Below are 18,839 nucleotides of genomic sequence, written 5' to 3'. Positions count from 1 at the left end.
CGCCAGCTCCGGGCCGCGAGCAAGTCACAGCGCCGTGACCACACCGGCCTTCCGCATCGCCCCGCACTCGCCCGATTCGCCCGAAAAAGCCCGCTAGCTGCGTCTTTCTTCGCCGGATCGTTGCTGCCGAATCGTGACGCTGGATATGATCAGCCGAACTCTTCGGCAGGGGTTTGTATTGTCGCAATCGAACGAACGCCACGAGGGCTTGTCCGACACGCCCGATCATGCGCTGCTCTCCGCACACGCCGGAGGGGACCGGTACGCATTCGCGGAACTGCTGCGCCGCCACCGGGATCACCTGTGGCAGACCGCCGTCCGCGCCTCCGCCACCCCGGAGGACGCCGCGGATTCGCTACAGGACGCACTGCTGTCCGCCCATCGCAAGGCCGCCTCCTTCCGCGGCGACGCCGAGGTGCGCAGTTGGCTGCATACCATCGTGTTGCACGCGTGTCTGGATCGGATTCGTCGCAACAAGCTGCGCCGCACGGTACCGTTACCCGACGAGACGCTGTACGAACCCCCTTATGCCCGAGATGATTTCGCGGCCCGGGAGGCGACGCTGATCGTGGACGCGGCCCTGTTCGGCCTGCCCGCTGATCAGCGCACCGCACTGGTAGCCGTTGAGCTGGAAGGGTATTCGGTCGCGGATGCCGCGAAACTGCTGGGCGTACCGGAGGGCACGATCAAGAGCCGGTGCGCCCGCGGTCGACGGCGACTCGAACAACAGTTGAAATCCCTGCGCGAGGACGGGAACCGAACCTAGCGCAACTGCGTCCTACATAGAAGCGAAGTGAATGTCGATGTTCTCGCGGATCCCGGTACCGGTCCGCGACTTCCCATGACAGGCCCGACCTGGAGGGGCAATGGACGAGCACGAGACAGCTGGAGGCGTGATGGCGACCGACACCGTGCCGCAACCTCCCTACTCGCCCGAACTGCTCGCCGACCTGCACGCCGGGAACATGCCCGACCAGCTGTCGCGGCGGCTCTGGCCGCAGGTGCGCCGCGACCCGAACGCCATGCGCTACCTGCGCTCCCTCGACCGGGTGAACGGCGACCTGCGCGCGCTGGGCCGTGACGAACGCGTCGTCCACCCCATGCCCGCCGAGGTCACCGCCCGCCTCGAGCGCGTGATCGACGACCTCGCGAACACCCCCGACCCGAGCGAACGAATGGCAACCGTGCACCGCCTCCATCCCGACCGCGCCACCCCCGCGGCCACCGCCCCCATGCCCGCCGTCCCCCCGTTCGACACCGGCGAACTCACCGCCACCGATCTCGACCCCATCTCCGACGACACCATCGAAACCGACGGCGACAGCGACGATTTCGACGACGCGCCGCGCGAACCCGCACCGTGGACGACCCGGCTGCGCTGGATCACCGCGGCGGCGGCCGCGGTCGCACTCCTCGCCGGAGCCTTCGTCGCCGCCGACGCCCTGCGTGGCAACGACACCGCGCCGAAGGCCGATCCCGCACCGCTGCGACTGACCGAGGACCTGTCCTCCACCACCGTGCTCAGCGCACTGGGCCGCTACGACGCCACCGGCCCGCTCGCCGCCCGGGAGACGCTCACCGGCTGCCTGGCGGCCGCGGGCCTGGACCGCGCCATCCTCGGCTCCCGCGATGTCGTCTTCGGCGGGCAGAACGCCGCCCTCGTCCTCCTCACCGGACCGGAGGCCCCCGCGATCACCGCCGTGGTGCTCGGGGCCGACTGCACGCCGGACGATCCCCGGGTGCTCGCCAATACCGATATCGGCTGATCCACCGCGACCCCGGCGAGCCGCTGAGACCTGCCCCACGCCGTCCTGCCCTAACCGCGGGAACAACAGCGTTTAGGCTGTTGTTGACCGACACGCTGAGTTTCACACTGCCTCGGAGGGCCCCTTGAGCACGCCTGTACGCGACCTGATCATCGTCGGTTCCGGACCAGCCGGCTACACCGCAGCTGTCTACGCGGCACGCGCGGAACTCGAACCCCTGCTGTTCGAGGGCACGCAGTTCGGCGGCGCGCTCATGACCACCACGGAGGTGGAGAACTTCCCCGGCTTCCGGGACGGCATCATGGGCCCGGACCTCATGGAGGAGATGCGCGAGCAGGCCAAGCGGTTCGGGGCCGACATCCGCACCGAGGACGTCGACGAGCTCGACCTCACCGGCCCGATCAAGAAGGTCGTGGTCGGCGGCGAGACCCACCAGGCCCACGCGGTCATCCTGGCCATGGGGTCGGCCGCCCGCTATCTGGGCGTCCCCGGTGAGCAGAAGCTGCTCGGCCGTGGCGTCAGCGCCTGCGCCACCTGCGACGGCTTCTTCTTCAAGGGCCAGGACATCGTGGTGGTCGGCGGCGGCGACTCCGCCATGGAGGAGGCCACCTTCCTCACCAAGTTCGCCGCCAGCGTCACCATCGTGCACCGCCGCGAGGAGTTCCGCGCCTCCCGCATCATGCTCGAGCGCGCCAAGGCCAACGAGAAGATCCGCTTCGTCCTCAACAGCGAGGTGGTGGAGGTCAACGGTGAGAACAGCGTCACCAGCCTGACGCTGCGCGACACCCGCACGGGGGAGACCTCGGAGTTCCCCGCCACCGGCCTGTTCGTCGCCATCGGCCACGACCCGCGCAGCGAGCTGGTGCGCGGCCAGGTGGAGCTGGACGGCGAGGGCTACGTCCAGGTGAAGGGGCAGAGCACCTACACCTCGCTGCCGGGCGTCTTCGCCGCGGGCGACCTGGTCGACCACACCTACCGGCAGGCCATCACCGCGGCCGGGACGGGCTGCCGCGCGGCCATGGACGCCGAGCGCTGGCTCGCCGAACAGGGCGACATCACCAGCAACACCCTCGATCACGCCGGGCAGCCGGTCGAAGTAACCCAGTAGGAGAATCATGTCCGACGCCAAGACCTCCGCGACGATCACCGTCACCGACCAGACCTTCGCGGATCAGGTGCTGATCAGCGACAAGCCGGTGCTGGTCGACTTCTGGGCGACGTGGTGCGGTCCGTGCAAGATGGTCGCCCCCGTGCTGGAGGAGATCGCCGCCACCCACGGCGACAAGATCACCATCGCCAAGCTGGACGCCGACGCCAATCCGGAGACCTCGAAGCACTACGGCATTCTGTCGTTGCCTACCATGGTGCTGTTCCAAGGGGGCAAGGAAACCAAGCGAATTGTCGGAGCGAAGGGCAAAGCGGCCCTTCTGCGCGAACTCGAAGGCGTCATCTGACGACGCTGGATAAGATCTGGCGCGAGTAGGAGCCCGCGGTGGACCGCGGGCTCCTACCTCCGGCCCCTGACGCTACCGCCGGGGTAGGATTCCTGCACTCGACAGATTGCCGAAATTCGGTCCGGGTCTGAGACAATCGACCGACGCTCCGGTCGTGCGGAAGGTGTGAACCAACGCATGAGTGGGTACCCGGGTTGGCGGAAGGAAAGGGCTCTCACGCATGCACCGACTTCGTCACGGCGATAGTGGACCAGCCGTAGCAGAGGTTCGGAGCACCCTCGCAAGTCTCGGATTCCTGCATGCTCACCCACATTCCGATCAGTCGGGACCGAATGGTGAGTACTGGAAGGATTCGGACGCTGTTTTCGATCATGATTTGGATTCCGCGGTCCGCGCCTTCCAGCAGTACCGTGGTCTGCTCGTGGACGGCGTCGTCGGCCCCGCGACCTATCGGGCGCTGAAAGAGGCGTCCTACCGACTGGGTGCGCGCACCCTCATCTACCAGCTGTCGGCTCCGCTGTACGGCGACGATGTCGCGACACTCCAGCGCCGACTGCAGGACCTGGGCTTCTACGTGCACCGCGTGGACGGGTATTTCGGCCCGCACACCCACGAGGCGCTCACCGCCTTCCAGCGTGAGATCGGTCTCGCGTCCGACGGCATCTGCGGCCCGGACACCCTGCGTTCACTGGATTTGCTGGGCGCTCGCGTGACCGGCGGCAACCCGCACCGCATCGCCGAGGAAGAGGTGGTGCACCGCGCCGGACCGCAGCTCACCGGCAAGCGCATCGTCATCGATCCCGGCCTCGGTGGACCGGACAAGGGTTTCGCCGTACCCACCGAATTCGGTGATGTGTACGAATCGGAGATCCTGTGGGACTTGGCCTCCCGGCTCGAGGGCCGGATGGCTGCCACCGGTATGGAGACCTTCCTGTCACGGCCGTGGGGAGCCAATCCCTCCGATGCGGACCGCGCGGAGACCTCCAACACCTTCGACGCCGACCTCATGATCTCGCTGCGCTGCGCCACCAACCCGAGCCCGTCGGCCAGCGGGGTGGCGAGCTTCCATTTCGGCAATTCGCACGGCTCCACCTCGATGATCGGCCAGGTGCTGGCCGGATTCATCCAGCGCGAGATCGTGGCGCGCACCTCGCTACAGGACTGTCGCACCCACGCCCGCACCTGGGACCTGCTGCGGCTGACCAAGATGCCCACGGTGCAGGTCGACATCGGCTATCTCACCAATGATTACGACGCCTCCGTGCTCACCAATCCACGCATGCGGGACGTGATCGCCGAAGCGATCCTGATCTCCGTGAAGCGCCTCTACCTGCTCGGGCAGGACGACCAGCCGACCGGCACCTATACCTTCGCGGAACTGCTGGCCGAGGAACTGGCCGCCGCCGACCGCATCTGAGTCGCGAAAGACGGTCACCGACGACATGAGCCCCCGGATGTCCCGGGGGCTCTTTCGTCATCCGGGAGCGCGCGTCCCGCGGGGGCTCAGAGTGTGAGCACCCGTCCCGGGACGGTCATGGATGCGGCCGCGAGCAACTGGTCCAGAGCGCGCTCCACGTCTTCCTTCCACAGGTGATCGCTGTCGAGCTCCAACCGTAGCCGCGGAAAGCGGTGATGGGAGGCAATGACTTTGAACCCCACGTCCTCCAGGAAGTCGGCCTCGATCATGCAGTTGTCCGGGGTGCAGGTATGCGACGACGACGCCGGAATACCGTGCGGGGGAGTGGAGATGCGCTCCATCAGCCGCATGGAGCCCAGCAGGCGATCCGGCATGGCCGTGCTCGGCGGCTCCCGGCGGATGCCGAACGCCTCGATCGCCCGCACACCGCGGCGCACCAGATCGGCCACCACGGCCTGGATCAGCTGCAGGGCAATGTCATTGTCCTGGAACGGCATTTCGGACCGCAGCGTGGTCAGCAAGACCGCGTCCGGGCTCACCGGCGAGGTGGGGAAGAGTCCGGCACGCGGCACCGCGCTCGGCGGCGAGTACAGCGCGCAGCCGACGGACTGGCCTTCCACCAGCGCCACCTGTCCGCACGAGCCCCATTCGAGCATGACGGTGGACAGCCAGGCTTCCTTCTCGAAGACCGGATCGCTGAAGTCGTGGCAGTCCGCCGCCACCGCCGGATCGATCTCCCAGAACACGCAGCGGCGCGCGTGTCCCGGCAGCTTGTCGAGTCCGTCGAGCGTCAGTGCGGTAACACTGCTGGACACCGCGCTCATCCACCTCTCCGCGAGGTCGGCGCGCAGCCACGAGCCACCACGAGACTCACCCGGTGAGTTACCACGACCCTGACGAGATCAGTTGTCACCTACCGAACCTTTCGTTTGGGCCATCCGGAGCGCGCACTATCAGTCCATTCTGGTCCAGGCTCGAGGCAGCGCGGCGAGCGCCCCGACGAACGAGACCGTCACTGTGACGTATCGGCTCCGGGCCCAGGGTTAGGGCTTTGTCTGCTCCATCAGGCTCACAATTCGCTCCAGATCGTCGATGGATCCGAACTCGACGACGATCTTGCCCTTCCGCTTGCCCAGCGCCACGGTGACTCGGGTGTCGAAGGATTCCGACAGTCGCTCGGCCACATCCTGTAGGCCCGGCATCTGGATAGGCTTGCGCTTCGGGGCCGGGGGAGTGGCGGCGGTATCCGGGTTCCGGTTGGCGAGGGTGACCGCCTCCTCGGTGGCCCGGACCGAGAGCCCTTCGGCGACGATCCGCGCCGCGAGTGCCTCCTGCGCTTCGGCTCCCGCCTCCAGTGACAGCAGAGCGCGGGCATGTCCGGCGGAGAGCACTCCGGCCGCGACCCGGCGCTGCACCGGGATGGGTAGCTTGAGTAGACGGATCATATTCGTCACCACCGGACGGGAGCGGCCCAGTCGCGCGGCCAGTTCCTCGTGGGTGACGCCGAACTCCTCCAGCAGCTGCTGATAGGCCGCGGCCTCTTCGAGCGGATTCAGCTGCACGCGATGGATGTTCTCCAACAGCGCATCGCGCAGCAACGAGCCGTCGGCGGTCTCGCGCACGATCGCCGGAATGGCGGTGAGTCCGGCCTCCTGGCCGGCCCGCCACCGCCGCTCGCCCATAATGAGCTGATAGCGGGGAGTCGGCGACTCCGCCAACTGGCGCACCACGATCGGCTGCATGAGGCCGAACTCCTTGATGGAGTGCACCAGTTCGGCCAGCGCCTCTTCCTCGAAGACGGTGCGCGGCTGCTTCGGATTGGGCTCGATCAGCTCCGGTGGGATCTCCCGGTACACCGCGCCCGCGTCCGTGCCCGTCTCCGTCTCCGCACCCGGCTCGGCCTCGGTCGCGCCGTCGGCCGGATCGGGCACCCGATGCAGATACGCCGTAGCGGGTTGCGGCCCAATGGGGTCCAGGCCGATGACGACATTGGCGGCGGCACTGCCGAGGCCCTGGGTCGCCGCGGGCCCGGTCGGGATCAGCGCGGCGAGACCGCGCCCCAGTCCACCTTTCTTCGCCTGACTCATCGGCCTATCGACCCCTTTCATCCGTGTGTGATTCACCCGCCGCGGCCGGGGTGGCCCGCGCAGCGATCTCGCGCCCGGCGTCGAGGTAGCTCATCGCTCCCCGTGAACCGGGATCGTAGTTGAGCACCGTCATGCCGTAGCCGGGCGCTTCGGACACCTTGACGCTGCGCGGGATGACCGACTTCAGCACCGCGTCGCCGAAGTGGCCGCGCACTTCCTCGGCCACCTGGTCGGCCAGCTTGGTGCGGCCGTCGTACATGGTGAGCACGACGGTGGAGACATGCAGGGCGGGGTTGAGGTGCGATTGGATCAGGCTGATATTGCGGAGCAGCTGCCCCACACCCTCCAAGGCGTAGTACTCGCACTGGATGGGGATCAGTACCTCCTTGGCGGCCACCATCGCATTGACGGTGAGCAGACCGAGCGAGGGCGGGCAGTCGATCATCACGTAATCGATGTCGTACCCGGCGAGGTTGGCATCCTGGATGGCGGTCTTCAAGCGACTCTCGCGCGCGACCATGGAGACGAGTTCGATCTCCGCGCCGGCGAGGTCGATGGTGGCCGGAATGCACAGCAGCCGCTCATTGTGCGGGCTCTGCTGAATCGCATCCCGGACCGACACCTCGCCGATGAGTAGCTCGTAGCTCGACGGCACGCCGGAGTGATGTTCGACGCCGAGTGCGGTGCTGGCGTTGCCCTGCGGATCGAGATCGATCACCAGCACCCGCATCCCCTGCAGGGCGAGGGCGGCGGCGAGATTGACCGCCGTGGTGGTCTTGCCGACACCGCCCTTCTGATTGGCGATGGTGATGACGCGCTGTTCCTTGGGGCGCGGAATGCTGGCCGCGCCCGGGTGCAGGATCTGACTGGCGCGGTGCGCTTCCGCCGCTATCGGGGTTTCGGCGGGGGAGATGTTCCCGAAGGCAGTGCGGCCGAACTCTTCAGAGCCGGTACCCCCACTCTCCAGCAATCCGGGGACCCGCGACGTTGTTTCCCGTGAAACATTCGCCGGACCGTTCGACATACAGGCTCCTAACCCCGAGAACTTCAAGACACGTGGTCGAGCTGAATTGCGCACCCATGCCACCGCGGCCGCGCTCGTGGGCGAGTGGACGGTGCCGCCACCTGCCTACGATCACGCGACACTGCGTGCTCACCGAGAGGGTGCGAGGTGCGAGATCGATACCCATTCCGAAGCCACTTCCGAGCCGGGTGCCGGGCATCGCGGGTCTGCGCTCGCTCGACGCTCCTAGCTTGCCAGCACCGACAACAATACGGAAGCTGAACGGCACTGATCACTGTTCGACACACCTTTCCGCCTCTCCGAGTCTTCAGCGCACGGCTGAAATCCGTTGATGGTCATGCACGCGTGCCGGCGATCAGGATGCGAACCAATTCTGGGCGTACCCGGCGAGTTACCCTCAGCTTGCGAAATCAGTTGTCGCCGGCCGCTTCGTTTGGCGATGTTTCCCGTGAAACGAGGTCGTGGGTGTAGACGGAGACAGCGAGCCGGGCGTCGACGGCGGCGAGCCGAGCGAGGGTCGCGGGGGACAGCACCGGCTGTCCGACGTGTCCGTCAATGGCGGCATCGAAGCCGAAGTCGAAGACTCGGTCCTCGGCCGCGTCCCACCGCGCCCGCGCCGCCGGGGGCAGTTGCTCGACCGCCGCGCAGCACGCCGCCGCGACCGCATCCGGATCGTCCATGGTGTCGAGGTATGCCTCGAACGACAGCATCCAGCGGTCCGGTTCGATCTCCCCGCAATAGAGGAGGGAGGCTCCTCGCCCGAGCGCTTCGAGCGCGGCACCCAGACTCGTCAGGTCCACGCTATCGCGAACCTCCACATCCACGTTCAGGAACCGAACCGACATCCGGCCGCCCTTCCGACTCAGCGCCCGCGCCGCTGCTGCCGACGCTCGGCGCGGGGGAGCCGCTCGGCGCTGATGACCACCGTCGGGGTGGACAGGACGCCCACGCCGCATTCCAGTACCCGCGCCCGTCCCGCCCCGGCGCGGGTCAACTCGTCACGATCGCGCTCCAGCTCCTCGGCCGCGCTGGCTCCCTTGAGGGCGAGCATCCGGCCGTGCTCGTGCACCAGCGGCATGGACCAGCCCGCCAGTTTCGCCAGCGGAGCGACCGCACGGGAGGTGACCACATCCGCACCCCCGGCTTCCTTCTTCACACCGGACTGCTCCGCCCGACCGCGCACCACGGTGACATTCAGCCCGGCCGACTCGATGAACTCGGCCAGGAACACCGTCCGGCGCAGCAGTGGCTCCACCAGAGTGATCCGGAGATCGGGCCGCGCGATGGCGAGCGGGATTCCGGGCAGCCCCGCGCCGCTGCCGACATCGACAACGGTCGAGCCCTGAGCGATGAGCTCACCCACCACCGCACAGTTGAGGATGTGTCGGTCCCACAGCCGCGGCACCTCGCGTGGACCGATAAGTCCGCGCTCCACCCCCGCGCTCGCGAGTGCCCGGCAGTACTCCTCGGCCAGCGCGAGTCGATCGCCGAAGACCACCGCCGCCTCAGCGGGCGGCGCGAGATCGGGAGCGGTCACATCGGCATCCGGTTCCACGTGAAACATCCTTCCGAAGAAGTGGAATCAAACAGCCCGCGGCGAAGCGGCGGGGCGGGGGACTAGAGATAAGCGTAGGGCCCCCGGTTCTCGGAACCGGGGGCCCTACGGGTTTCGCGGCGAACGTGTCAGCCCGGGAGGACGACCACGCGGCGATTCGGTTCCACGCCTTCACTCTCGCTGACGACTCCGTCGACGGCCGCCACGGCGTCGTGCACGATCTTGCGCTCGAACGGCGTCATGGGAGCGAGGGATTCGCGTTCGCCTGTCTCCGCCACCCGGCGGGCCGCCTCGGCGCCCAGCGCGCTCAACTCCGAGCGGCGCTTGGCCCGCCAGCCCGCCACATCGAGCATCAGGCGGCTGCGCACCCCCGTCGCCTGCTGCACCGCCAGGCGAGTCAGCTCCTGGAGGGCGTCGAGCACCTCACCGCGCCGACCGACGAGCTTGGTCAGATCCTTGCCGCCGTCGATGCTCACCACCGCGCGGTCACCCTCGACATCGAGATCGATATCGCCGTCGAAGTCGAGGACGTCCAGTAACTGCTCGAGGTAGTCGCCCGCGATCTCACCCTCTTCGATGAGAGCTTCCTCGGCATCGTTCACGACATCGGCCTCGGTGTCCGCGGCAGCAGCCGTCACAGTGGAATCCCCTCCGTCGGTCTCAACAGTCATTGTCGTTTCCTTAATCTGCAATTGTCCGGCGCAGCCTCACGCCGATGAAGGCTGGTGACTCAGCGCCGCTTCTTCTGATTGGCGCGGCCGCGGCTGCCGGACCGCTTCTTGCCGCCGCCGCTCGACTTGGCGGCGGGCTTGGCGGTCGGCTTGGCGCCGTTCTGCGCCGCGGGGGGAGTGGCGTCGGCGGAGTCGTCGGCCGCGACCGAATCGGAAACTGCGGCAGACTTCTTGCGGGTGTCGACCGGCTTGGCCCCCGGCTTCGGGGCATTCGCGGCCCGACGCTCGATGGCGGCGGCCTTCTTCGCCTCTTCTTCCTTCTCCATATGACCGAAGACGAGGTGCTGCTGCACGTAGGTCCAGATGTTGTTGGACACCCAGTAGACGAGGATGGCGACCGGCAGGAAGGGGCCGCCGACGAGCACACCGAGCGGGAAGACGTACAGCGCCAGCTTGTTCATCAGCGCGGCCTGCGGATTGGCGAGCGCTTCCGGACTCTGCCGGGCCACCGAGGCGCGGGCATTGAAGTGGGTGGCGACACCCGCGATGATCATCAGCGGAATCGAGACGGCCGCGATGGCGATCCGGGAGGGCTCCGGCCCGGAGGCGGTGAAGGCCGCCATCATGCTGTCCGGCATGGTGATCATCGCCGACAGCGGAGCGCCGAAGATACGCGCGCCGAGGAAGGACTGGACATCGACCGCGCTGAAGATGTAGTTCGCGGTGTTGGCGTTCTCCTCCACCGACATACCCAGCTGGCCGAAACCGTGGCCGGTTCGGTTGAACGACCGCAGCACATGGAACAGGCCGAGGAACACCGGCACCTGCAACAGCACCGGAAGGCAACCCATGAGCGGGTTGAAGCCGTGGTCCTTCTGTAGCTTCTGCATCTCGAGCGCCATCTTCTGGCGATCGTTCTTGTACTTGGCTTGCAGCGCCTTGATCTGCGGCTGCAACTCCTGCATCTGCTTGGTGGTGCGCACCTGCTTCACGAAGGGCTTGTACAGCACCAAGCGCAGCGTGAAGACGAGGAAGACCACGGCCAGCGTCCAGGACCATCCGCTGTCGTAGCCCAGCACGAAGCCGAAGGCACGGTGCCAGAACCACAGAATGGCCGACACCGGGTAGTAGATGAAGTCGAGCACGGCTCTATGCACTCCCGTCGTTCGTATCGCCGGTCACCGCGGGCGGTGACCCTTTACAAGTCGATGCCTCGTCCGGAGGGGACGTGCGGACGTCCTTCCGTTCCGGTACGGGGTCCCACCCACCAGGGTGCCAGGGCGCACATTTGGCCAGTCGCACGGCTGTCAGTCCGAGTCCCACGACGAGACCTCGGGTGCGCAGCGCTGTCACCGCGTACTCGCTACAGGTGGGGGTGAATCGGCACACCGGCATGCGAGTGGGGGAGATGTAGGTCCGATACAGCTCGATGAGGAAGATCAGGGCCCGAGCCGGGAATCGCGCGACCGCGCGCAGGGCGGTCATGATTCGCTGCCGGTGACGACACCGAGCTTGCGGAGGCCGGCACGCAGCTGCCGTCGCAATTCTTCGGACGGAGCGTCCGCGGCGCCGGGCAGGGCGCGCAACACCACATCCGCGCCCTCGGGCAGATCGGCGGCCACGCTTGCGCAGATATGACGCAGGCGGCGGGCCACCCGGTGGCGTACCACCGCGTTTCCCACCGCCTTGCTGACGATCAATCCGAATCGCGGCCCGCCCACCCGAATGCTCGGGTGGTCACGGTTCGCTTCCTGCCCGTCGGCTAGTAGTACGTGCACGACGAGATCCCGCCTCCCGATTCGTCGGCCTTGGCGCACCGTCCGGGCGAAGTCGGTACGCCGATGCAGCCGATAGGGCTCAGGCAGCACCTGAGCATCCGAGCGGGGAGGAGTGGGCGGGAGTCCGGAGGAACGATCCGTACGGCGAGCCGGTCATGCGACGCCGAATCCGGGTAGGACCGGAATCAGGCCGTGAGCCGCGCGCGGCCCTTGCCACGACGCGCGGAAACGATGGCGCGGCCCGCACGGGTCCGCATCCGGAGGCGGAACCCGTGGACCCGCGCCCGACGACGGTTGTTCGGCTGGAACGTCCGCTTGCCCTTGGCCACGGTCAACACTCCTCTAGGTGGTGGGCGCCTGGTGACGCCCGAAGCTTGTCGGTGAAACGTGTCGCGAGAGACTCGCGCGCAATACCCTGGCGGCACGGGCAGCAGACAGCCGCCTCCGCACCACAGGGTGACTGTACGAGGGTACTGAGCACCTGAATGAGAAGCAAACTCGGGGTGGGTGATCGGCACCCGACCGTCGGCACGCGGGCACGACCGACGGCTCTCGGCGGGGCGCTGGAGACGAGGGGAGGCGGAATGGTGTACGGTCCTTGGCACCGGCTTTCCCTGCGAGTCGCCCGACAGTTGCTGATCGGTTGCTAAAGAACCGCAGGTACACGTTCGATTCGGCGGCTCGCCCGCGACGACACGCGTATCCCCAGGTTGTCCACATCTGTGGATAATTGTGTGGAAAGACCCCTGGAGTGGCATATTCGTAGGGCCGACGCGTCCTCGCTGTGTCCGGAATGTGGGAGTTCCGAACAGTACCCGACCGTCTGCTCCATTCGACCTACTCCGGGGAGGACGACCGTAAGTGGACGCCGAGCAGAACGAGTTGACCGCCGTATGGCCCGAGGTCGTGGCCGAACTCACCACCGGTTCCTCCGATGGTGACATCCAGCCCGTCTCCAAGGCGCTCAAGGCCTGGTTGGGGCTCATTACGCCGATCACCTTCGCACAGGGATTCGCCCTGCTCTCGGTATCCGGTCCGCTCGCCCAGCAGGTGGTGGAACGCGATCTGCGCGAACCCATCCTGCGCTCGCTCGCCCGTCGGCTCGGCCCCCAGGTCGAGGGTCTCGGGGTGCGGATAGCCGCACCGCAGCACCCGCCCGCCGATCGCGCACCGAACCCCCGCCACGCCCGGATGACCTCCCGCCCGGAGCGCCCGCGCGAGCACCGACCGGCCCCGCCGCAGTACTCCCCGGCGCCCGAACCGCCGCCCGCCGAGCATCCGATGCCGCGCTACCAGAGCGCTCCGGACTATTCGGAATCCGCGCGCTACGGGGAGCCCTCGGACTATCAATCCCGAGATAACTATCCACCTGTGGATTACGGTCAGGGTCCGCTCGACCCGATGGCCGAAGAATTGCCGGACCCCATGCCGGAGCGCATGCCGGAGGCCATGCCCCAGTCGATGACGCCGCCCGCGGCTCCGGCGCCGCGCCGCCGGGAGAGCACGCACCGCACCCCGCCCATGCCACCCGGACAGGAATCGCTGTTCCCCACCGAGCCGGAGCCGGAGCCCGAATCCATGCCCGCGGCACGGCGCCCGGTGGACGACGAGGAGCCGGTGGTCAATGTCCGCAACTCCTGGCCCACCTACTTCAACAAGCCGCCCGAGCGCGACACCCCCTCCCCCTCCTCGGCCAGCCTGAACGCCAAGTACACCTTCGAGACCTTCGTCATCGGCGCGTCCAATCGCTTCGCGCACGCCGCCGCGGTGGCCATCGCGGAGGCTCCGGCACGCGCCTACAATCCGCTGTTCGTTTGGGGCGCTTCGGGTTTGGGCAAGACGCACCTGCTACACGCGGCCGGCCACTACGCCCAGCGGCTGTTCCCGGGCATGCGGGTGAAGTACGTGTCCACCGAGGAGTTCACGAACGACTTCATCAACTCGCTGCGTGACGACCGCAAGGTGGCCTTCAAACGGCGCTACCGGGAGACCGACATCCTGCTCGTCGACGACATCCAGTTCATCGAGGGCAAGGAAGGCATCCAGGAGGAGTTCTTCCACACCTTCAACACGCTGCACAACGCCAACAAGCAGATCGTGGTGTCCTCGGACCGGCCGCCCAAGCAGCTCGCCACGCTGGAGGAGCGGCTGCGCACCCGGTTCGAATGGGGCCTCATCACCGATGTGCAGCCGCCGGAGCTGGAGACCCGCATCGCCATCCTGCGCAAGAAGGCCCGGATGGACCGCCTGGATGTGCCGCACGACGTGCTCGAACTCATCGCCAGCCGGGTGGAGCGCAATATCCGCGAGTTGGAGGGCGCGCTCATTCGCGTCACCGCGTTCGCCTCGCTGAACGGGCAGCCGCTGGACCTGTCGCTGGCCGAGGTGGTGCTGCGCGACCTCATGCCCGATACCGCCACGCTGGAGATCACGGCGGCCACGATCATGGCCGTGACCGCGGAGTACTTCAATACCACCCTGGAGGAACTGACCGGTCCCGGCAAGGCGCGGCCGCTGGCGCAGGCCCGGCAGATCGCCATGTACCTGTGCCGCGAACTCACCGATCTATCCCTGCCCAAGATCGGTCAGGCGTTCGGCCGCGACCACACCACGGTCATGTACGCCGAGAAAAAAGTGCGCAAGGAGATGACCGAACGCCGCCGGGTGTACGACCAGGTGCAAGAACTCACAGCCCGGATCAAGCAACGCTCCCGCTGATCCACAGCTAACAGGCCCCCACGTCACTTGACGTGGGGGTCTGCTGTTTTCGGGGTTGTGGATTCCTCGAGGAGTCCTCGAGGAAAGCATGTGGATTCCTCGAGGAATCCCACTGTTGTCCACGGGTTTGCCCCCAGGGCTTTACTCACAGCGGTGCACAGGCGGTAGTGCACAGTTCCCACAGGCTGATTCATCCACGGGGGCTGACCTGCCAGGACACGAGTTGTGCCCTGTGGATTCCTCGAGGACTCCCTGTCAGGTCCTCGAGGAATCCTCGAGTTGTCCCCGGATTCGCTCAGATGTGGGCAGAGTGGGGTGGAATCGTGGAACAACTCGAGGACGACTCGAGGACGGATGTTGGACAACTTCGGGCGGTCCACAGACGCTCCCCGTTCATCCTCGAGACACCCCACGGACATCCCCATGCCGACACCCGCCCTCAGCTGCGGAAACGAGTGGAGTCCACAGAATCCACAGCCCCTATTACTACCTAGATTTCTCTTCTAGAGATCTCTTCTTTAAAACAGGCTGTGTGGAAACTCGGCTCGGGAGACCACGGCACGACCCTGCCTCCTCCCAACCGAACGACCGGCATGGAGAAGGAGGGGGTCTCGCAAGATCGACACCCGAAGACGCCGGAGGGTCGACGTTGGCGACGAGGCCTCGCACGGGTACGGTTTGGTGTCGGTCGTCTATGCCAGACTTCGAGGCGGCCGATTCACCAGCTGCCCTAGGCGTCGAGCCGACGCTGGACGAGCCGACACAGATCACGAACGATCGAGACTGGGAGAGGACAGACCGGGCGATGGACCTTGCAAGCATGAAGTTTCGGGTCGCTCGCGAGGATTTCGCCGAATCCGTTGCGTGGGTGGCTCGCAGCCTGCCCTCGCGGCCTCCGGTACCGGTTCTCGGCGGCGTACTCCTCGTGGCCGATGAGGACGGGCTGACGGTCTCCGGCTTCGACTACGAGGTCTCCGCGCAGATGCGGGTGGCCGCCGAGGTCGCCGGACCCGGACAGGTCCTGGTCTCCGGTCGCCTGCTGGCCGACATCACCAAGGCGCTGTCCAACAAGCCGGTGGACGTCTCGGTGGACGGCACCCGGGTGCTGATCCAGTGCGGCAGCGCCAAGTTCTCCCTGCCCACCATGCCGGTCGAGGACTATCCCCAGCTTCCCGAACTTCCTCCCCAGACCGGTGAACTCGCGGTCGACGTGTTCTCCGAGGCGGTGGGCCAGGTGGCCGTCGCCGCCGGGCGCGACGACACGCTGCCCATGCTCACCGGTATCCGGGTCGAGATCGAAGGCCCCAAGGTCGTGCTCGCGGCCACCGACCGCTTCCGCCTCGCCGTGCGCGAACTGGAGTGGAATCCGGGCCGCCCCGATGTGGAGACCGCCGTGCTGGTTCCGGCGCGCACCCTCTCCGAGGCCGGCAAGACCCTCGGTCCGTCCGACGCGCCCGTGCAGCTGGCGTTCGGCACCGGCACCGACGGCCTGCTCGGCATCGTGAACGGCGGCCGCCGCACCACCACCCGCCTGCTCGACGCCGAATTCCCCAAGTTCCGCCAACTGCTCCCCAAGGAGCACACCTCCATCGCGACCCTGTCGGTGAGCGCGCTGACCGAGGCCATCAAGCGTGTGGCGCTGGTGGCCGAGCGCGGTGCGCAGGTGCGGCTGGAGTTCAACGAGGAGGGCCTGCTGATCTCCGCGGGCGGTGACGACGCCGGTCGCGCCGAGGAGTGGCTGGTGGCCGACTTCCGCGGCGAGCCGCTGACCATCGCCTTCAATCCGGGCTATCTGGTGGACGGCCTGTCGGCACTGCGTTCGGATCGGGTGGCCTTCGGCTTCACCACCCCCAGCCGTCCGGCGGTGCTGCTGCCCGCCTCCGACGAAACACCGGAGCCCTCGGAGTCCGGTGCGTTCGCGGCGCTGACCGGCAACTACATCTACCTGTTGATGCCGGTCCGGCTCCCGGGCTGAGTCGCGAATCGAACGTTTGTGCACAGTGTTGACAAACCTGTGAAAAACTCGGCGAGAGCGGGGATTTCGTCGTACTTCGGTGAATATCCCCAGTTCGCTGCACATTTCCACAGGGCGACGGACACGGTGGGGTAGATGTACGTTCGGGCGCTGTCGCTGCTCGATTTTCGATCCTGGGAGCGGGCCGACCTCGAATTGCCGCCGGGGCGAACGGTCTTCCTCGGCTCCAACGGCAATGGCAAGACCAACCTGGTCGAGGCCATCGGGTACCTGTCCACGCTCGGCTCACACCGGGTGGCGGCCGACGCGCCCCTGATCCGGATCGGGGCGTCGCGGGCCCGGATCGGGGCCACGGTGGTGAACTCCGGCCGGGAGCTGCGGGTCGACGTGGAGCTCAATCAGGGCTCGGCCAATCGGGCGCAGATCAATCGCTCACCGGTACGCCGGACCCGGGAGATCCTGGGGATTCTCCAGACCGTGCTGTTCGCACCGGAGGATCTGTCGCTGGTGCGCGGCGATCCGGGGGAGCGCCGCCGCTTCCTGGACGAACTTGCCACCGCGCGGCTGCCGCGGTTGGCCGGGGTGCGGGCGGATTACGACAAGGTGCTGCGGCAGCGTTCGGCACTGTTGAAATCGGCTGGCCGCCATGCCCGTTCCCGCAGCGGTTCTGGTGCGGAGCTGAGCACCCTCGATGTGTGGGACAGGCATCTGGCCGCGCACGGCAGCGTGCTGCTCGCGCAGCGGCTGCGGCTGGTGCACGAACTCTATCCACACCTCGCACAGGCGTATTCGGGAATCGCTCCGGAATCCCGCCCCGCCGCGATCGGCTACCGCAGCGCCACGCTGCCGCCGGAATTCCTGGACCCCGCGCGAGCGCCACGTGACGATGACGCGCAGGTCCTGGAGTCCATCCTGTTGCGCGAGTTGTCCACAGCCCGTCCCAAGGAATTGGAGCGCGGGGTCTGCCTGGTAGGTCCGCACCGCGACGACCTCGATCTGATGCTGGGGTCCGCACCGGCCAAGGGGTTCGCCAGTCACGGCGAATCCTGGTCCTTCGCACTGGCTTTGCGACTCGGCGCGTTCGAACTGCTGCGCACCCAGGGCAGCGATCCGGTGCTCATCCTCGACGACGTCTTCGCCGAACTCGACCGCCGCCGTCGCGCCGCGCTGGCCGCCGTGGCCGCGACCGCCGAACAGGTACTGATCACCGCCGCGGTCCCCGAGGACGTGCCCGCCGAGTTGGACGCACATCCCCTGCGCGTGGAAACGACCGGCGCGGCCGACCATCGCACCTCCCGCATAGCGGGACAGCCGGTGCCGACCGAGTGATCCGCGTGTGGACCGCGCGGACACACCGCGCTGTCGGTGGCATGAGGCAGAATCGGTGATCACGTAACCGGAGTGGGGAAGGAGCCCGATGGCCGAGTCGCCGGAGCAGTCCGATGCCGGAGCGCCGGGTTCCCCCGGTCCGGAGGGTGAGTTGCGCGGAGTCGACCTGGCGCGCCGGGCGCTCGAGGAGGCGCGGGCCGCCGCCCGCGCGGCCGGGAAGTCGGTGGGGCAGGGTCGGGCATCGCCGCGCAAGGGGGGTGTGCGGGCGCTGCGCCGTCGCCGCAGCGGCTGGTCGGGCGCGCATCCCGACGACCGCGACCCGCAGGCGCTGTCGGCGCTCACGGGAGCGATCGCGCGCAGCCGCGGCTGGTCCGGCAAGGTCGCCGAGGGCATGGTCTTCGGCCGCTGGGAATCGGTGGTGGGGGAGGACATCGCGTCGCACGCGCATCCGGTATCGCTGGAGAACGGGGTGCTCAACATCCAGGCCGAGTCCACCGCCTGGGCCACCCAGCTCCGCATGTTGCAGTCGCAACTGCTCGCCAAGATCAACCGTGCGGTCGGCCAGGGCGTCGTCACCTCGCTGCGCATCAACGGCCCGGTGGCACCCAGTTGGCGCAAGGGTGACCGGCACATCAAGGGCCGCGGCCCGCGCGACACTTACGGCTGATCGCGCCCGCGAATCCGGGAATCGCTGGTCAGCGATGAGTTTCACGTGGAACGTCGGCCGAATTCGTCGGCGTGAGCGGCTAGGCTCGGGGATGTTCCGGCGCTGTGTGACGCCGGTATCCCTCCGGCTGGGCCAGCGAGTAGCTGGTGAACTTTGTCGCGTCTTCTGTGGCGACGTTCCAGTTGCCCGCTGAACGCTTTGGAACCCGACCCGCCTATCTCCTGACCCTTCGCCGATCGATTTCATGCATCTGTGGCGCACTCAGGGGTGTCATAGGTGCATTCTGTGTCGGGTCTGCCAGTAGGATGGTGGGGTAACTAGCGGCGATATCTCCGGCGCGTTCCGCAGAGCCCGCGCGTGGACCCGTAATTCTCGAGCAGACAGGATTCGGGGCCCCA

Annotated in this window: 19 protein-coding genes; 9 read left to right on the top strand and 10 right to left on the bottom strand. The window is 67.3% G+C overall.

Annotated elements, in window-relative coordinates; genetic code table 11:
- The first annotated feature begins 133 nt into the window (after window positions 1–133).
- The 5 genes from sigM (at window position 134) to QMO76_RS23180 (ending at window position 4,637) form a co-directional block, all read left to right on the top strand.
- Entirely contained in the window at window positions 134–766 is a 633-nt protein-coding gene (gene sigM, locus QMO76_RS23200; protein ID WP_306363425.1) for an RNA polymerase sigma factor SigM, read from the top strand.
- Window positions 767–896: 130 nt separating this feature from the next.
- Window positions 897–1,766, top strand: a complete 870-nt coding sequence (locus QMO76_RS23195) for a hypothetical protein (RefSeq protein WP_306363424.1) — start codon at window positions 897–899, stop codon at window positions 1,764–1,766.
- Window positions 1,767–1,890: 124 nt separating this feature from the next.
- Window positions 1,891–2,874 (top strand): thioredoxin-disulfide reductase, encoded by a 984-nt coding sequence (gene trxB, locus QMO76_RS23190; protein ID WP_306363423.1) that lies wholly within the window; start codon window positions 1,891–1,893, stop codon window positions 2,872–2,874.
- Window positions 2,875–2,881: 7 nt separating this feature from the next.
- Window positions 2,882–3,220, top strand: coding sequence for a thioredoxin (gene trxA / locus QMO76_RS23185; protein WP_029932470.1), 339 nt, complete (start codon window positions 2,882–2,884; stop codon window positions 3,218–3,220).
- A gap of 220 nt (window positions 3,221–3,440) precedes the next feature.
- The gene (locus QMO76_RS23180) at window positions 3,441–4,637 is read left to right on the top strand and encodes an N-acetylmuramoyl-L-alanine amidase (protein ID WP_306363422.1); all 1,197 of its coding nucleotides are present in this window, start codon (window positions 3,441–3,443) and stop codon (window positions 4,635–4,637) included.
- Between the two features lie 86 nt (window positions 4,638–4,723).
- Here the strand turns inward: QMO76_RS23180 and QMO76_RS23175 are convergent, their stop codons facing one another.
- The 10 genes from QMO76_RS23175 to rpmH all read right to left on the bottom strand — a co-directional run bounded on the left by QMO76_RS23175 (window position 4,724) and on the right by rpmH (window position 12,081).
- The gene (locus QMO76_RS23175) at window positions 4,724–5,452 is read right to left on the bottom strand and encodes a GNAT family N-acetyltransferase (RefSeq protein ID WP_306363421.1); all 729 of its coding nucleotides are present in this window, start codon (window positions 5,450–5,452) and stop codon (window positions 4,724–4,726) included.
- A 228-nt stretch (window positions 5,453–5,680) separates the two neighbouring features.
- Window positions 5,681–6,724, bottom strand: coding sequence for a ParB/RepB/Spo0J family partition protein (locus QMO76_RS23170; protein ID WP_306363420.1), 1,044 nt, complete (start codon window positions 6,722–6,724; stop codon window positions 5,681–5,683).
- A gap of 4 nt (window positions 6,725–6,728) precedes the next feature.
- Entirely contained in the window at window positions 6,729–7,748 is a 1,020-nt protein-coding gene (locus QMO76_RS23165) for a ParA family protein (RefSeq protein ID WP_306363419.1), read from the bottom strand.
- Between the two features lie 410 nt (window positions 7,749–8,158).
- Window positions 8,159–8,593: a hypothetical protein gene (locus tag QMO76_RS23160; protein ID WP_306363418.1), complete on the bottom strand. Its 435-nt coding sequence runs from the start codon at window positions 8,591–8,593 to the stop codon at window positions 8,159–8,161.
- A gap of 17 nt (window positions 8,594–8,610) precedes the next feature.
- A complete protein-coding gene (rsmG, locus tag QMO76_RS23155) occupies window positions 8,611–9,312 on the bottom strand; it encodes a 16S rRNA (guanine(527)-N(7))-methyltransferase RsmG (protein WP_306363417.1) in 702 nt (233 codons plus the stop codon).
- 119 nt (window positions 9,313–9,431) lie between these two features.
- Window positions 9,432–9,974, bottom strand: a complete 543-nt coding sequence (locus QMO76_RS23150; protein WP_306363416.1) for a protein jag — start codon at window positions 9,972–9,974, stop codon at window positions 9,432–9,434.
- Between the two features lie 59 nt (window positions 9,975–10,033).
- Window positions 10,034–11,119, bottom strand: a complete 1,086-nt coding sequence (gene yidC, locus QMO76_RS23145) for a membrane protein insertase YidC (protein WP_306363451.1) — start codon at window positions 11,117–11,119, stop codon at window positions 10,034–10,036.
- Between the two features lie 4 nt (window positions 11,120–11,123).
- The gene (gene yidD / locus QMO76_RS23140; RefSeq protein ID WP_306363415.1) at window positions 11,124–11,459 is read right to left on the bottom strand and encodes a membrane protein insertion efficiency factor YidD; all 336 of its coding nucleotides are present in this window, start codon (window positions 11,457–11,459) and stop codon (window positions 11,124–11,126) included.
- Window positions 11,456–11,842: a ribonuclease P protein component gene (rnpA, locus tag QMO76_RS23135; protein ID WP_306363414.1), complete on the bottom strand. Its 387-nt coding sequence runs from the start codon at window positions 11,840–11,842 to the stop codon at window positions 11,456–11,458. The genes yidD and rnpA overlap by 4 nt, the downstream gene beginning before the upstream one ends.
- Before the next feature lie 95 nt (window positions 11,843–11,937).
- Window positions 11,938–12,081 (bottom strand): 50S ribosomal protein L34, encoded by a 144-nt coding sequence (gene rpmH, locus QMO76_RS23130; RefSeq protein ID WP_306363413.1) that lies wholly within the window; start codon window positions 12,079–12,081, stop codon window positions 11,938–11,940.
- 532 nt (window positions 12,082–12,613) lie between these two features.
- Between rpmH and dnaA the strand changes: the two genes are divergently transcribed.
- The 4 genes from dnaA to QMO76_RS23110 all read left to right on the top strand — a co-directional run bounded on the left by dnaA (window position 12,614) and on the right by QMO76_RS23110 (window position 18,441).
- Window positions 12,614–14,470 carry a chromosomal replication initiator protein DnaA gene (gene dnaA / locus QMO76_RS23125; protein WP_306363412.1) on the top strand — a complete coding sequence of 619 codons (1,857 nt, stop codon included), beginning with the start codon at window positions 12,614–12,616 and terminating at the stop codon, window positions 14,468–14,470.
- Between the two features lie 805 nt (window positions 14,471–15,275).
- Complete coding sequence (gene dnaN / locus QMO76_RS23120; protein WP_306363411.1) at window positions 15,276–16,445, top strand: DNA polymerase III subunit beta; 1,170 nt, start codon at window positions 15,276–15,278, stop codon at window positions 16,443–16,445.
- Window positions 16,446–16,580: 135 nt separating this feature from the next.
- Entirely contained in the window at window positions 16,581–17,774 is a 1,194-nt protein-coding gene (recF, locus tag QMO76_RS23115) for a DNA replication/repair protein RecF (RefSeq protein WP_306363410.1), read from the top strand.
- Window positions 17,775–17,862: 88 nt separating this feature from the next.
- Window positions 17,863–18,441 (top strand): DUF721 family protein, encoded by a 579-nt coding sequence (locus QMO76_RS23110; RefSeq protein WP_306363409.1) that lies wholly within the window; start codon window positions 17,863–17,865, stop codon window positions 18,439–18,441.
- Window positions 18,442–18,839: the final 398 nt, after the last annotated feature.

It is taken from the genome of Nocardia sp. CC227C, assembly GCF_030767025.1.
In the GTDB taxonomy this organism is placed as follows: domain Bacteria; phylum Actinomycetota; class Actinomycetes; order Mycobacteriales; family Mycobacteriaceae; genus Nocardia.
Note: the sequence above shows the minus strand (reverse complement) of the source record. Positions and strands in the feature narration are given on the sequence as shown.

Bases quoted from the DNA above. Each gene is read 5' to 3' on its own strand.
- QMO76_RS23170 (WP_306363420.1), bottom strand. From the start codon at position 6,724: ATGAGTCAGGCGAAGAAAGGTGGACTGGGGCGCGGTCTCGCCGCGCTG.
- QMO76_RS23160 (WP_306363418.1), bottom strand. From the start codon at position 8,593: ATGTCGGTTCGGTTCCTGAACGTGGATGTGGAGGTTCGCGATAGCGTG.
- QMO76_RS23110 (WP_306363409.1), top strand. From the start codon at position 17,863: ATGGCCGAGTCGCCGGAGCAGTCCGATGCCGGAGCGCCGGGTTCCCCC.
- QMO76_RS23180 (WP_306363422.1), top strand. From the start codon at position 3,441: ATGCACCGACTTCGTCACGGCGATAGTGGACCAGCCGTAGCAGAGGTT.
- QMO76_RS23165 (WP_306363419.1), bottom strand. From the start codon at position 7,748: ATGTCGAACGGTCCGGCGAATGTTTCACGGGAAACAACGTCGCGGGTC.
- dnaN (WP_306363411.1), top strand. From the start codon at position 15,276: ATGGACCTTGCAAGCATGAAGTTTCGGGTCGCTCGCGAGGATTTCGCC.
- trxA (WP_029932470.1), top strand. From the start codon at position 2,882: ATGTCCGACGCCAAGACCTCCGCGACGATCACCGTCACCGACCAGACC.
- recF (WP_306363410.1), top strand. From the start codon at position 16,581: ATGTACGTTCGGGCGCTGTCGCTGCTCGATTTTCGATCCTGGGAGCGG.
- yidD (WP_306363415.1), bottom strand. From the start codon at position 11,459: ATGACCGCCCTGCGCGCGGTCGCGCGATTCCCGGCTCGGGCCCTGATC.
- QMO76_RS23150 (WP_306363416.1), bottom strand. From the start codon at position 9,974: ATGACTGTTGAGACCGACGGAGGGGATTCCACTGTGACGGCTGCTGCC.
- QMO76_RS23195 (WP_306363424.1), top strand. From the start codon at position 897: ATGGCGACCGACACCGTGCCGCAACCTCCCTACTCGCCCGAACTGCTC.
- rsmG (WP_306363417.1), bottom strand. From the start codon at position 9,312: ATGTTTCACGTGGAACCGGATGCCGATGTGACCGCTCCCGATCTCGCG.